The 12775-nt window shown below is 68.6% G+C and carries 15 protein-coding genes; 7 read left to right on the forward strand and 8 right to left on the reverse strand.

All coding sequences use genetic code 11. The annotated features are described in order from the left end of the window. Window positions 1–4: 4 nt before the first annotated feature. Entirely contained in the window at window positions 5–757 is a 753-nt protein-coding gene (locus tag GNX95_RS39915; protein WP_163513184.1) for a DUF427 domain-containing protein, read from the reverse strand. 9 nt (window positions 758–766) lie between these two features. Here GNX95_RS39915 and GNX95_RS39920 point away from each other — a divergent pair, with 9 nt between their 5' ends. Next, on the forward strand, window positions 767–1372 hold the full coding sequence (locus tag GNX95_RS39920; protein WP_163513186.1) for a DUF1684 domain-containing protein: 606 nt from the start codon (window positions 767–769) through the stop codon (window positions 1370–1372). Here GNX95_RS39920 and GNX95_RS39925 read toward each other — a convergent pair. Then, window positions 1369–2583 (reverse strand): metal-dependent hydrolase family protein, encoded by a 1215-nt coding sequence (locus GNX95_RS39925; RefSeq protein WP_163513188.1) that lies wholly within the window; start codon window positions 2581–2583, stop codon window positions 1369–1371. The two genes, GNX95_RS39920 and GNX95_RS39925, sit on opposite strands and share 4 nt — an antisense overlap. A 7-nt stretch (window positions 2584–2590) precedes the next feature. Continuing rightward, a complete protein-coding gene (locus tag GNX95_RS39930) occupies window positions 2591–3316 on the reverse strand; it encodes a class I SAM-dependent methyltransferase (RefSeq protein ID WP_163513190.1) in 726 nt (241 codons plus the stop codon). Between the two features lie 60 nt (window positions 3317–3376). Here GNX95_RS39930 and GNX95_RS39935 point away from each other — a divergent pair, with 60 nt between their 5' ends. From GNX95_RS39935 to GNX95_RS39945, 3 genes are all read left to right on the forward strand, one after another. After that, complete coding sequence (locus GNX95_RS39935; protein WP_163513192.1) at window positions 3377–4018, forward strand: TetR/AcrR family transcriptional regulator; 642 nt, start codon at window positions 3377–3379, stop codon at window positions 4016–4018. Between the two features lie 219 nt (window positions 4019–4237). Further along, window positions 4238–5281, forward strand: a complete 1044-nt coding sequence (locus GNX95_RS39940) for a MerR family transcriptional regulator (RefSeq protein ID WP_163513194.1) — start codon at window positions 4238–4240, stop codon at window positions 5279–5281. Beyond that, complete coding sequence (locus tag GNX95_RS39945) at window positions 5278–6480, forward strand: MFS transporter (RefSeq protein WP_163513195.1); 1203 nt, start codon at window positions 5278–5280, stop codon at window positions 6478–6480. Before GNX95_RS39940 ends, GNX95_RS39945 begins: the two co-directional genes overlap by 4 nt. Before the next feature lie 140 nt (window positions 6481–6620). Here GNX95_RS39945 and GNX95_RS39950 read toward each other — a convergent pair whose 3' ends face one another. Continuing rightward, entirely contained in the window at window positions 6621–7640 is a 1020-nt protein-coding gene (locus tag GNX95_RS39950; protein WP_163513198.1) for a hypothetical protein, read from the reverse strand. Window positions 7641–7734: 94 nt separating this feature from the next. On the opposite strand from GNX95_RS39950, the gene GNX95_RS39955 reads away from it, so the two are divergent. Continuing rightward, window positions 7735–8460: a VOC family protein gene (locus tag GNX95_RS39955; protein WP_163513200.1), complete on the forward strand. Its 726-nt coding sequence runs from the start codon at window positions 7735–7737 to the stop codon at window positions 8458–8460. Here the strand turns inward: GNX95_RS39955 and GNX95_RS39960 are convergent. From GNX95_RS39960 to GNX95_RS39970, 3 genes are read right to left on the reverse strand one after another with little or no spacing between them, the layout of a single operon-like run. Next, on the reverse strand, window positions 8435–9148 hold the full coding sequence (locus GNX95_RS39960) for an HD domain-containing protein (protein WP_163513202.1): 714 nt from the start codon (window positions 9146–9148) through the stop codon (window positions 8435–8437). The two genes, GNX95_RS39955 and GNX95_RS39960, sit on opposite strands and share 26 nt — an antisense overlap. A gap of 21 nt (window positions 9149–9169) precedes the next feature. Further along, window positions 9170–9523 (reverse strand): MmcQ/YjbR family DNA-binding protein, encoded by a 354-nt coding sequence (locus GNX95_RS39965; protein ID WP_163513204.1) that lies wholly within the window; start codon window positions 9521–9523, stop codon window positions 9170–9172. A gap of 48 nt (window positions 9524–9571) precedes the next feature. Further along, window positions 9572–9850, reverse strand: a complete 279-nt coding sequence (locus tag GNX95_RS39970; protein WP_163513206.1) for a hypothetical protein — start codon at window positions 9848–9850, stop codon at window positions 9572–9574. Between the two features lie 366 nt (window positions 9851–10216). Between GNX95_RS39970 and GNX95_RS39975 the strand changes: the two genes are divergently transcribed. Then, window positions 10217–11491, forward strand: coding sequence for a L,D-transpeptidase (locus tag GNX95_RS39975; RefSeq protein WP_163513208.1), 1275 nt, complete (start codon window positions 10217–10219; stop codon window positions 11489–11491). A 288-nt stretch (window positions 11492–11779) separates the two neighbouring features. Then, window positions 11780–12565 carry a hypothetical protein gene (locus tag GNX95_RS39980; RefSeq protein WP_163513210.1) on the forward strand — a complete coding sequence of 262 codons (786 nt, stop codon included), beginning with the start codon at window positions 11780–11782 and terminating at the stop codon, window positions 12563–12565. 36 nt (window positions 12566–12601) lie between these two features. On the opposite strand, the gene GNX95_RS39985 is transcribed toward GNX95_RS39980, so the two are convergent. Beyond that, complete coding sequence (locus tag GNX95_RS39985; RefSeq protein WP_163513212.1) at window positions 12602–12772, reverse strand: hypothetical protein; 171 nt, start codon at window positions 12770–12772, stop codon at window positions 12602–12604. Window positions 12773–12775: the final 3 nt, after the last annotated feature.

The following is a 12775-nucleotide window of genomic DNA, read 5'->3' on the forward strand; positions in this document are numbered from 1 at the left end:
AGGCTCAGCCGAAATGCGTCCGCGGCCGCGGCAGCGGACCGCCGTCGATGCTGATGTCGATTTTTTCGTTGTAGAAGGCGATGAGTCCGGCGATCGGCAGCAGCTGGCGGGTCGGAAAGTCGTATGACCAGGCGAGGTCGTCATGGACGGTCTGGGCGGTCCGGACCGACCAATAACCGGTCGTACGGCCTTTGTATGGACATTCCGTCACCGTCCGGCTCGGCACCAGGTGGTCGAAACGCACGTCGGTCCGCGGCAGGTAATAGCGCGTCGGCAGGCCGGTCTCGAAGACCATCACCGAGCCGGACGACTCGGCCAGCAGCACGCCGTCAAGCTCGACGCGCACGGTGCGAAGCGACCGGACGGCGTCGACGCGCGCGTACGGACTGCGTGGATGGACGAAGATCTCCTCGTCCTCCTCGAACCAGCTGTCCAACGCGCGCCAGTCGAAGCGCACCAGGTTTTTCAGTGCGCCGTCACCAAAAACACGCGCGCTGCCAGGTCGTACGGTGTCGCCGACCTTGATTCCGTGCAATCTCGCGGTGCCTCGGCTGGTGGTTTCGGTGGTGCCTTCGTCGACCAACACACCGTCCGCTATGTCGGTGAGCGGCACGTAATATTGCGGATAGGGTGGCCATTCCCACACGTACACGGCGCTGGTCGTGTCGAAAACGGTGTGGTTGGCCAGAAAGCCGCGTATGCGCCGCGGCGACGGCTCGACATGGTCGGTTTTCACAATCGCGCGCGGATAGTCCATGTGTTAAGGATGGACCACGACCGACGTTGGGGGGAATCCGTGCTGTCGCTGGTTGACTGGCGCCGGCGGGTCAGCGAGCTGTACGCCGCCGTACGAGCGGCCGCAGACCCCGCCGACGGCCATCGGTTGTGGCGGTCCGGCCGCGACGAGCTTTTCCAGCGGCATCCGGAAAGTCCGTTGCCGGCCGACGACCCGATGCGGACGTCCGGTGTGCCTTACTGGCCGTACGATCCGGCGTTGCGCTTCGAGCTGCCGCTGCAGCCGGCGCGGGAACTGACGCTGGACGTGCCGACCGACGGCGAGTTCACCACCTCGATGCGGCGGATCGGTCAGCTGGAGCTGCCGATCGGTGGCACTGTGGACGTGTGGTCGTTGCGGCAATACGCCGGCGGTCTCTTCGTGCCACTGCGCGACGGCACCGCTGGTGAGACGAGCTATGGCGGCGGTCGTTATCTGTTGGACACCGCCAAAGGCGCCGATCTCGGTGGATCGCTGACGATCGACCTGAATTTCCTCTATCACCCGTCCTGTCGCTACAACCCGGCCTGGCAGTGTCCGCTGGCACCGCCGGGCAACCGGATCGGCGTACGCGTCGAGGCCGGCGAGAGACTTTAGAGCTTGTTGACGACGACCTGGCGGCCGTCCTTCCAGACCTGGCTGATCGCGGTCGGCAGGCCGGCCAGGTCGTACGCGTCGCCGCGGACGATGGTCAGGTCGGCGCGATAACCTTCGGCGATCCGGCCGAGCTGGTCGCCAAGGCCAAGCAGATCGGCGGCCGACGACGTGGTCGCGGCGAGCACGTCGGCCGGTTTCATGCCGCAGGCCGCCATCAACGGCAGCTCTTCCAGGTTTGTCCCGTGTGGACCGACGCCGCTGTCCGTCCCCATCGCGATCCTCACACCGGCGTCGACCGCTTTGCGCATCGACTCGTGGTGGATGTCCAACACGGCTTTTGCCTTCCGTACGGCCGATTCCGCCACCGCCGAGCCGGCCTCGGCGGCGCGGATCACGCTCACCGGCGCGACCAGCGTCGGCACCAGCCAGGTGCCGTTGGCCAGCATCAGCTCGATCGCCTCGTCGTCCAGATAAATGCCGTGCTCGATCGAGCGGACGCCGGCGCGTACGGCGTTTTTGATGCCTTCCGAGCCTTGCGCGTGCGCCATCACATGGCGGCCCTGCATCGCCGCTTCGGTCACCAGGACGCGCAGCTCCTCGGTGGTGAACTGCGTGTGCCGCGGGTCGTCGGTCGGCGACAGCACACCGCCGGTGGAGGCCACCTTGAGCACGTCGGCGCCAGCTCGCAGGATTTCGCGCGCCAGCTTGCGCAACTCGTCGGGACCGTCGGCGATCGCGGCCGGCCGGCCCGGATGTGGCTCGAACAGCGGCACGCACTTGCCGCTGGGCATCCAGCCGTCGCCGTGGCCGCCGGTCTGGCTGATCAGGCTGATCGCGATCAGCATGCGCGGCCCGGCGATGAGGCCGTTGTCGACCGCGAGCTTGACACCGAGGTCGGCGCCGGACGCGTCGCGTACGGTGGTGATGCCGGTCGCCAGCGTCCGCTCGAGGTTTTGTTTGGCCAGATAGAACTGGTAGGAAAACGGATCCTGCAGGCGGCTGGTCAGGCTCACGTCGGAGACCACGACGTGCACGTGGCAGTCGATCAGGCCAGGCAGCAGCGTGGTGCCGGAGCAGTCGACGGACTCGTCGGCGTCGAGTCCGGTGCCGACGCCGACGATCCGGTCGCCTTCGACCACCACGTCACCCTCCACCGGATCGGCGCCGGAGCCGTCGAAAATCGTCCCGCCGGTGAACAAAATCCGGGTCATGCGATCGTTACCCCTTCGCAGGTCGGCGTGCTCTGGTATCCGGAATAGCACGGATCGCCAGGAAACCGCGCGGTTCGCGGAGCAGTCGCGCGTAATCCTCCGGATCCACCGTCTCGGCTTCCGGGACCGGCCGCGGCTCGACCAGCCGCTCGATCAGGAATCCGGCCCGCCACAGCTCGTCGCAGGTCTGCTGCAGCGGCGCCAGCCAGTTGCGGACCCGCCAGCCGGTCGACCAGGTCTCCTCGATCACGCGTGCGTCGAAATAGCTGCCGCCGTGCCGCAGCCAGTCGCCGGTCGGATGCATGCGCGAGAACACCAGTGCGCCGTCTTTTCTCAGCACCCGGCGAAACTCCGAAAGGGCCGCCACGCGTTCATCGAGATATTCCAGCGCCAGCGGGAAAAGCACCAGATCGTACGCGTCGTCCGGCAGGTCGAGCGGCTTGTTGAGGTCGTGCACGTGGAAGTCGCCGGCCGGCACCCGCTCGCGCGCCAGCTCGACCATCCGCGGGCTGATGTCCAGGCCGGTGACCGTGGCGCCGCGGCTGACCAGCTCCTGCGCGTAGAGGCCGGGACCGCAGGCGGCGTCGAGGATCCGGGTGCCGGCGACATCGCCGAGCAGGTCGAGGCAGGCCGGCCGGTCCAGATAGGCGTTGGCGAAGCCGTCGCGGGCGTGGTCGAGGAACTCGTCGGCGAACGTGTCGTACTGCGGCTGGGATCCCACTTTCTCGGTCATCCGGCGATTGTCTCCGGCAGCGGACCGGCGATCGAATCATTTCCCGGTAGTCTCGACCACATGGATGCAACGCACGTTGTAACGCAGTCGCGCGGTGGCCTCGCGGACAAGCGGCGCGCGATCCTGGCCGGCGCGCTCACCGTCTTCGCCAGGGACGGCTATTCGCGCGCCAGCGTCGACGGCATCGCGGCCGAGGCGAAGGTGTCCACGCGGACGATCTACAACCATTTCCACTGCAAGGCGCACCTGTTCGAGGTCGTCATCCAGGAGAGCGCCGTGCGGGTCGCGCGCGCCCAGATCGCGCTGATCGACAGCTATCTGCGCAAGGTCACCGACCTGGAGGAGGACCTGATCGAGTTCGGCCGCGCGCTGCAGGCCGACAAGCGCGGTCACGACGAGCACTTCGCGCTGGTCAGACAGGTGAACGCGGAGCTGGGACACATCCCGGAGAAGGCGTACGAGGCGTGGCAGGAGTCCGGTCCGCGTGCCGTCCGCCGCGCGCTGGCCGGCCACCTGCGGACGCTGGTCGACCGCGGGTTGCTGCGCGCGGACGACACCGACCTGGCCGCGTTTCACCTGATGCTGCTGATCACCGGACCGCTGCCGTCGCCGCAGGCGCCGGTCGTGCAGCCGTCGGCGGAGGAGGTGGCCGCGGTGGTGACCGCCGGCGTACGCGCCTTCCTCGGCGGCTACGCCACCTAGCCGTATCCGACGACGCAATCGGATTCCGATTGCGTCGTCTGTGGCTGCCTGACCTGCGGGTTCTCTGCTGGTGGTGACAATCGGACACCGGATTGGGCGCCCGAATGCGACTTCGTGCACCGTGTGCAGCGTTGGAAAACGTCAAGAAAGTGGCAGTCGGACATTTGACCTTGACCAAGGGGGAGGCTGCAGGCTGGCGGCGACTGCGAAGGAGGCGGCGTGGAGCTGGTGACGATCGGCGAGTTCGCGCGGATGGCACGGCTGTCGGCGAAGGCGCTGCGGTTGTACGACGAGCTCGGCCTGCTGCCGCCGGCGCGGGTCGACGGCCTGAACGGATATCGCTACTACGACGTTGACCAGCTCGAACGCGCGCGGCTCATCGCGTGGCTGCGGCGGCTGGACATGCCGCTGGCGCGCATCCGCGCGGTCTGCGACCTGCCACCGGCGGAGGCGGCCATGGCGGTCGCCGCGTACTGGGACGAGGTCGCCGCCGAGACGGCCGTACGCGAGCGGCTCGCCACCTTCCTGGTCGACCATCTCGCCGGCCGCGGCGGACCGGTCGGTGACACCGGCCTGGCCATCCGGTACGCGGCGAAGTCCGCGGCTGGGATCGGCCGGGAGACCAACGAGGACACGGCGTACGCGGGCGCCGGCCTGCTCGCGGTGGCCGACGGGGTACGCGGCCAGGCCGGCGAGCTGGCCAGCGCCGCGGCCGTCGACGCGTTGAAACCGCTGGGAAAACTCCGCCTGCGCGCCGACGACCTGCTCAACGCGCTCGCCGACGCGGTCGACCAGGCAGACGCGGCCGTACGCGACGTGCGAGGCGTGACGACGTTGACCGCCGCTTTGTGGACCGACTCGCAGCTCGCGCTCGTGCACATCGGCGACACGCGCGCGTACGTGCTGCGAGCAGGGGAGATCTTCCAGATCACACACGACCACACGCACGTACAACGGCTGGTCGACGCCGGTCGGCTGACCGCCGAGGAGGCGGCCTCGCATCCGCAGCGGGCTCTGCTCGTGCGAGCGCTGACCGGCGACGGCTCGCGCGCGGACATCTCACTGCATCCCGCCGCGGCCGGTGATCGCTATCTGCTGTGCTCCGACGGCCTCTCCGGCGTCGTGGAGATTTCGGCTCTGCGAAAGGCATTGTCGGCCGGTCAGCCGCCGGCCGACACGGTCGACGCGCTGATCGGCCTCGCCTACGCCGCGGGCGCGCCTGACAACGTCGCGTGCGTCGTCGCCGACGTCATCGAGCCGTGACGGTCACCGCCGACCTGCGACCGCTTCGAATTCCGGCTTTTCGCAGGCTGTGGCTGGCCTCCGCGGTGTCGGCCATCGGCGGTTCGTTCAGCGCCCTCGCGATCCCGGCACAGCTGTTTGCGTCGACCCGTTCCTCAGCGACCGTCGGGATCGCCGCCGGCGTCTCGTTTTCCGTGCTGGCGGTGGCCGCTCTGTGGGGTGGCGCGCTGGCGGACCGGTTCGACCGACGGCACGTGCTGTTGGTCGCTCAGGCCGGTCTCGCCGCCACGTACGCTCTTCTGTGGGTCACCGCGAATCTTGGCTCCGTCCACCTGCTTTATGTCTTGGTGGCCGCACAAGGTGCCTGTCTTGGCGCGGTGCTGGCGGCCTCCGGAGCGACGGTGCCGCGGGTCGTGCCGGCGGATTTGTTGCCAGCGGCCAACAGTCTGAGCTCGCTGGTGCGCTACACCGGCTCGATCGTCGGCCCGTTGCTCGCTGGTGTGCTCATTCCGGTCGTCGGCCTGACGACGCTCTATCTCTTCGACGCGTTGGCGTTGCTCGCGGTGTCGTGGGCCGTGTTCCGGCTGCCGGCACTGCCTCCCGCGGCTGTCGGCAGCGCCCGGCTGATGGACGGTTTTCGTTATCTATGCGGCCAAAAAGTGCTGGTCGCGGTGATGCTGGTCGATCTGGCGGCGATGGTTTTCGGCATGCCGGTGGCGCTCTTTCCCGAGCTCGCCACACGCGCGTACGGTGGAGCGCCCGGCGGCGGTTTCCAGCTCGGTCTGCTCTATGCGGCCTATCCGGCCGGAGTTTTCGTCGTCGGACTGCTGTCCGGCACGTTCACCCGCGCCAAACGGCACGGCGCCCTGATGGCCTCGGCCGCGATCGCCTGGGGGTTCGCGGTCGTGCTGCTCGGCCTGGCGCCGTGGCTGTGGCTCGCCGTGGTCGCGCTTTTCCTCGGTGGCGCGGTCAACTTCGTGCTCAGCACGTTTCGGAACGCGATCACCCAGGCGGCCACCGACGACGCGCTGCGCGGCCGGATCCAGGGCGCGCTGACCGTGGTGCTGTTCGGCGGACCCCAGATCGCCAACCTCCTGCACGGTCTGGCCGGCGCGGCCGTCGGCGCGCGGCTGGCGATCAGCGTCGGCGGCCTGCTGACCGTCGCGGCGGTGGCGGTGGTCGTACGCGCGGCACCGCAGCTGTGGCGCTATCGCGGCTAGGCCTGTCTCCATATTCCGGGGGATGAGAGTCGGCGTTTGGGCTCGGTTATCGCCCCGCGGAATATGGAGACAGACCCTATGCGGCCGGACAAATAGGCGAGCGGGCGATAGCCGAGCCCACTTCCCTATCTGCGCGACCTCTAATTGGTGCGGTTCGTCGGCAGGTGCGGACCGAGGTAGCCGATCACCACCAAGCCCGTCCTGCCGGTGTCGTCGTGGAAGTGCAGCCGCGGCGCCGGCGCATACACCCCGCCGATCCGGATGTGCGAGTGCATCTTCAGCCGGCCGGCCGGATGCACCCGCGCCGGCACCCGGAAGATCCGCGCGTCGGCGAACCGCGCCGTCTCGGTGACCTGCGCCGACTCGTTGAGCGCGATCGCCGCGGCGGACAGCGCCACCCGCGGGCCGCCGGCGCGGACGAAGGTGGCCAGGTCGGCGAGCGCGTGACCGGCCGGCTGACCGGACCGGCGCACCTCGTCCTTCGCCGAGGCGTACGCGACGAGTGTCTCCAGCGCCTGCACGGTGCGCCGCCGCCAGCCGGCGGCCGGCGGAAACCGGTCGAGCTGCGCGGTGATCTCGCGGTCGAGGGTGAACGCCAACAGCGGATGCGCCGCCGCGTCGATGACCTCGGCGAAGGTCGCCGGCACCGGACCGGCGGCCGCCATCTCGACCGGGTCGACCGGATCGGGCCGCAGCTGCAGCACCTCGGCGGCCAGCCGGCCACGCACGCGGATCGCCTCGTCGCGCTCGTCCTCGGCGGTCTCCAGCAGCCGCGCGTAGAGATCGCGGTCGGCGACCGCCGCCGCCAGCTCGGTGCGGACCAGCGCCAGCTCGGTCTCGGTCGCCTGCTCGACCGGCGCCACCCGCTCGGCTTGCCGGCGGCCGCGCTCGATCCGCAGCAGCGTGGTCAGCTCGCGGTTGCGCGCGATCAGGTCCTGCAGCCGCAGCTCGGCCTGCCGAGCGGCCACCTCGCGCTGGCGAGCCAGCTCGACCGCCTCGTCGGCGTGCTTGCGCGCGGTCCTCGCCGCGCTCGCGGCCAGCTCGGTCAGGGCCAGCACCTCGGGATCGGGCCGGCTCGTCCTGGCCAGCCGGACGTACGCGTCCTCCAACGCGCGAAGGCCGTCCTGTGCCTGCTTGCGGCAGTTTTCCAGCTGACCCATGTCCCCTCCCAGGCAGCGGTGTCAGTGCACCGTCGACGCTATGCACCGGGTACGACACATTTCGCGTGGGTGGGCCGGGGACTTCAATGGTCGTATGACTGTCCGCTGGCTGACCGCGTTTCTCGACTCGCCGCCTGGTGCGGCCGCCGTCGACTTCTGGCAGGAGGTGACCGCGTACGGACTGTCCGGCCGGCGGGGCGAGCGCCAGGAGTTCGCCACCCTGCTGCCGCCACAGGGTGATGCGTACCTGCGCGTCCAGGACCTCCTCGACGGCCGTACGGATTGCCACCTCGACCTGCACTACGACGATCCGTGCGGGGAGGCCGACCGGGTCGTGTCGCTCGGAGCGACCGTCACCGCCGACCTGTGTCCGCTGGTCGTCATGTGCTCGCCAGGTGGCCTGCCGTTCTGCCTGACCCCGCATGCCAGCGAGCGTGAGCGTCCGCTGCCGGCGCGATGGCCGGGCGGCCATCAGAGCGTCGTCGACCAGCTGTGCGTGGACGTGCCGCCGGAGCTTTTCGAGGCGGAGACACGGTTTTGGTCGGCGGTCACCGGCTGGCAGCTGCGTGACGGGGTGCGGCCGGAGTTTCGCTATCTGGAGCGGCCGCCGGACCTGCCGTTGCGACTGCTCTTCCAGCGGCTGGAAAGCGACGATCCGATCGGTGCGCACCTGGACCTCGCCTGCTCCGACCGCGCGGCGGAGGTGAGCCGGCACCGAGCGCTCGGTGCGATGGTCGTACGGATGACCGACGGCTGGGTCACCTTCCGCGATCCGGGCGGACGCGTCTACTGCGTCACGAACCGCTCAGTATCGCGCTGAACCGCTCGTCGGCGAGCTGGAGCTGGTCGACGATGTGCCGCTTGGCCGCGTCGGTCAGCGGCGTGTCGTCACGCTGGACCAGCTCGTGCAGCACCGGTGTCAGCGGCTGGTATTTCGTCGCGGCGCGGCGGATTTTCGGTCCGGAGGTGTGGATGATGCCGACACCGTTGTCGGTGAAGTCGGAGGCCTTCACGACGCGGGCCCACGGATACGCCGCCAGGCTGGCCGCCACGTGTTCGCGATACTGCTCGTCGCTGTCCCGCTCCGGGTCGTAGACCGGGTTGGTCACCGCGCCGACGATCTCGGCCACTCGCCGGCCGAAATCCCTTTCGAGTACGCCGAAAGCGGCCTGCCGCGGATCGGCCGGCGCACCGCCGGCCAGCTCGGCCGGATGGTCCTCGACGGTGTCGTGCAGCAGGCCGGCGATGACGACGTCCGCGTCGCGTACGCCGTAATGCCGCAGGATCCGGATGGCGACCCGCAACACGTGGTTGACATACGGCTCGCGTACGCGTTTGTCGTCCTGGTGCAGGCGCTCGGCCAGCGTCAACGCGCGTACGACCCGGTCCTGGTCGTCGAGCACCTCGGCTTCCAGCAGGAAACGCCGCCGCAGCCCCTCGGTGCCATAGACCTCGGTGACCGCGTGCAACGGCAGCGTCATCAGGTAAGCCGGCGAGACGTTGTCCATCACCCAGATATATCGCGCCGGTCAATCCGTCCTGGCCGGATCCGGCACCGTGGCGACCAGCTCCTCCGGCGCCGACAGCCGCCACGCCTCGAACACCAGCTCGGCCAGCTCGTCGGCCTCGACACCGGCCAGATAGACGACGACCCAGCCGAAACCGCCGGCGCTGAACTGCTCCTCGAAGACCTCCGGCCGCTCGGAGACCAGCGCCTTCTGCTCGGACAGCGTCTGTTTCAGGCCGACCGTCTGCGTACGCGGCCAGTAATAGCCGAAGCGCTTGCCGCGTACGCTGTATGAGCTGTAGCGCGAGCCGTCAGCGGTCTCCACGCCGGCGAGATCGTTGAGGATGCGGAAGAACGTGTCGCTGTCCACCGGCACGGCGTCCTCCCGTCAGTCGCGTGCAGCTCATCGTAGACACCGCGGGGGTCAGCTGTCGGCGCGATAGCAGGAGACGTACGCGGTGGCCTGCCATTCCTGCGAGGTCTGGGTGCTGCTGACCGACGCCGACCCGCAGTCGCCGGTCTGGAAGCCGCCGAGCTGCGCGTTGAAGTAGGCGTTGTTGACCGCGTACGACTCCGCGGTGGACTGCTGCGAGTCGCTGCCATAGCCGCTGAAAGTGCCGGACGCGGCTGCGGCGGGTCCGCTGCCGAGGAGCACGATCGCTGCGGCGGCCGCGATCGTCGCGGCGATGCTGGTCTTGCGCATGGAAACTCCTGGTGCAATCGAGGGGATGTGTCCGCGAACAGCACCGTACGTACCTTTCGTGGGACCGGTCCCGAGCCGGTCGTACGAGTGCGCGGCAGGTGGCCGATCTGCGAAGATCTTCTCGACCGCCGCGAGCCACCCCCAGGATCAAGCCTTCGCCGATATCTGGTAAAGAGAAGTTTCCTCGTTCTTGGTGGATCGGATCGCAACCGGTCGTCGGTGTGAAACGTCATGACTGCGGGAAGATGACTTGAACCAGCGCGCGAGAATACCCGTGTGATGGGGCACGACGCCGGCGGCAGCGTGGCCGCCGGTGTACGGGGGATATGGGGACCGGGAGGAAGAAGCGAAGTGCACGAGAGCGGCGTGGCTCGACGGTGGCACGGATGGACGGCGGGGATCGGCTGCGTAGCGGCGGTGGCCCTGCTCGCCACCGGGTGCAGCGGCAAGACTTTTCCGGCGAAGGCGGCAAAACCAGCGGTGCCGGCCGCGACCGTGGCGATCAGCCCGGCGACCGGCAGCCAGAACGTGCCGACCGCCGGCGGCATCACGGTGACCGCGAGCGGTGGCAAGGTGACCAACGTGTCGGTCAAGTCCGGCGGCTCCACCGTCGTCGGCGACCTCAGCGCGGACGGGTTGACCTGGAAGAGCAAGTGGGCCCTCAACGGCGCGCAGACCTACACGGTGACCGCGACCGCGGTCAACTCGGCCGGCCAGACCTCGACGCAGACCAGCACCTTCAGCACCTACAAGCCGACCAAGTTCTTCGACACCGAGATCGGCCAGGGCAGCGGGAAGACCTACGGCGTCGGGATGCCGATCCAGCTCACCTTCGACCGCTCCATCACCAACAAGGCGGCGATCGAGAAGGCACTGGAGGTGACGACCTCCAAGCCGGTGGTCGGCGCCTGGTACTGGCTGGACAGCCAGCACCTCAACTTCCGGCCGCAGGACTACTGGCCGGCCAACACCAAGGTGACCGTGCGCGGCCACTTCAACGGCGTCGCCGGCACGTCCAGCGCGTACGGCAAGGACATCAGCCAGACCTTCAACATCGGCCGCTCGCTGATCGCGGTGGTCGGCACCAGGACGCACCGCATGCAGGTCTACAAGGACGGCAAGCTGGTCTACAACTGGAAGATCGCCACCGGCCGGCCCGGCCATGACACGCCCAACGGCACGTATCTGACCATCAACAAGGGCAACCCGGTGCGGATGCGGCCGGCGGACGTGCAGAAAGGCGAGTCGGGTTACTACGACCTGATGGTGCCGTGGGCCGTACGGTTCACCTGGTCCGGCATCTTCCTGCACGACGCGTACTGGTCGGTCGGCGACCAGGGCCACCGCAACGTCAGCCACGGCTGCGTCAACATGTCGCCGTCCAACTCCAAGACCTACTACCAGATGGAGCTTCCCGGCGACGTGGTCACGGTGACCGGCAGCCCGCTCGCCGGCAGCCGCGGCGACGGCTGGACCGACTGGTTCCTCGGCTGGTCCGACGTGCTGGGCAAGAGCGCGACGCACCAGGCCGTACAGGCCGGTCCGCAGGGCAGCACGCTCGTCGACCCGTCGACGCTGCCGGCCGACCCCGGCAAGGCGCCGCTGACCACCTCCGCGGTGCACAACGCCAAGGCTTCCTGAGCTTTCGCAGGAAAGGCCCGGTCCGCGTTGGACCGGGCCTTTTGCTGTCCGTCGGACATCTTCCGGAAATAATAACGAAAACCGTCAATTGAGGACCCAACGGCAATACTGTATGGTCTGCGCTGTGGCGGACCTGTTCCTGCGCAGGCGACTGGTGGTCGACCTCTGTCGGCTGCGGTCCTGCCTGTGTCGCGCCGCCATCTAGTGCTGGCCTGAGCGCCTCTCTTTACCGGTAAACGCGGGGTCTCCGCGTATCTCCGGCTGTCCGCGTCTCTGGAAGGGATATCCATGTCCACGGTAGGAAAAGTCGTCGCGCGCGCGGCGCTGTACGCGTCGGCGGCGGCCGGCGCGTACTTTCTGATGCATGCCGCCGCGGCGTCCGCGGACGAGCAGAAACCGCCGCCGTCGGTCGGCTCGGTGCTCACCACGGCCGGCAAGCTTCTGCCGGAGCGGGTGGTGAAACCACTGGAAAACGGCAACGGTGACATCGGCGTCGGCGACGCGCGTCCGTCCGACCCGGCGACGAAAACCCCGGCGCCAGGCGAAAAGAACCCGCCGTTCAACCGCGCACACGCGTCCGCGGTGCCGCGGGTCGGCGTCGGCTACAACGTCGCGACCGGCACCATTCGCTGGTCGTACGACCTGAAACCGCCGGTCGACACCGGTGTCGTCACCTCGCACCTGCCGCTGCCGAAACCGACCGTGCACCGTGTCCTGCCTGGCGATTTCGGCGTCGTACAGAACCACGCGTCGCATCTGGAGCAGGACAACCGCACCGCGGACGGCCCGCGTCATCCGACCGATCCGAACAAGAGCGACTGGAACCTGACCACCACCGACGTTCTGCTGCCGGGCGGCAGCCGCGTGCTGCGCTTCGACATGGTCTGCCCCAACCACGCCGGCTGGTCCGAGGACCACGGTGACCACCATTTCGACGGCACCTACACCGGTGCGACCAAATACGACCTGCAAAACGGTCACCTGGTTTTCTCCTACCAGTGGGGTGACAAGGTGTTCAACAACGCCTTCATCGAGGCCCACTACATCGCGTACGGTTTGTCCAACGACAGCTAGAAAATCCGGTGGAAGGGGCCGCGCCGGCCCCTTCCCCTACTTCCGCGGGTCCTCGAAGGCCGGCAGGTCGGCGTCCTCGTCCGACGGCGGCTCGGGATCGCGCCATTCCTCCGGATGGCTCAGCCGGTTGCCGCGCAGAGTGCCGTCCAGCTCGTGTTTGAGCTCGTCGTCCGTACGCGGCCCGTGTTTGCTGCTTTCGCGTTCCATCGC

It is taken from the genome of Fodinicola acaciae, assembly GCF_010993745.1.
GTDB classification, from domain to species: domain Bacteria; phylum Actinomycetota; class Actinomycetes; order Mycobacteriales; family HKI-0501; genus Fodinicola; species Fodinicola acaciae.

What these genes read in the sequence shown, in the direction of transcription:
- GNX95_RS39955 (WP_163513200.1), top strand. Translation starts at nt 7,735, where the DNA reads ATGACTGTCCGCTGGCTGACCGCGTTTCTCGACTCGCCGCCTGGTGCG.
- GNX95_RS39930 (WP_163513190.1), bottom strand. Translation starts at nt 3,316, where the DNA reads ATGACCGAGAAAGTGGGATCCCAGCCGCAGTACGACACGTTCGCCGAC.
- GNX95_RS39950 (WP_163513198.1), bottom strand. Translation starts at nt 7,640, where the DNA reads ATGGGTCAGCTGGAAAACTGCCGCAAGCAGGCACAGGACGGCCTTCGC.
- GNX95_RS39925 (WP_163513188.1), bottom strand. Translation starts at nt 2,583, where the DNA reads ATGACCCGGATTTTGTTCACCGGCGGGACGATTTTCGACGGCTCCGGC.
- GNX95_RS39960 (WP_163513202.1), bottom strand. Translation starts at nt 9,148, where the DNA reads ATGGACAACGTCTCGCCGGCTTACCTGATGACGCTGCCGTTGCACGCG.
- GNX95_RS39985 (WP_163513212.1), bottom strand. Translation starts at nt 12,772, where the DNA reads ATGGAACGCGAAAGCAGCAAACACGGGCCGCGTACGGACGACGAGCTC.
- GNX95_RS39935 (WP_163513192.1), top strand. Translation starts at nt 3,377, where the DNA reads ATGGATGCAACGCACGTTGTAACGCAGTCGCGCGGTGGCCTCGCGGAC.
- GNX95_RS39920 (WP_163513186.1), top strand. Translation starts at nt 767, where the DNA reads ATGGACCACGACCGACGTTGGGGGGAATCCGTGCTGTCGCTGGTTGAC.
- GNX95_RS39915 (WP_163513184.1), bottom strand. Translation starts at nt 757, where the DNA reads ATGGACTATCCGCGCGCGATTGTGAAAACCGACCATGTCGAGCCGTCG.
- GNX95_RS39970 (WP_163513206.1), bottom strand. Translation starts at nt 9,850, where the DNA reads ATGCGCAAGACCAGCATCGCCGCGACGATCGCGGCCGCCGCAGCGATC.
- GNX95_RS39980 (WP_163513210.1), top strand. Translation starts at nt 11,780, where the DNA reads ATGTCCACGGTAGGAAAAGTCGTCGCGCGCGCGGCGCTGTACGCGTCG.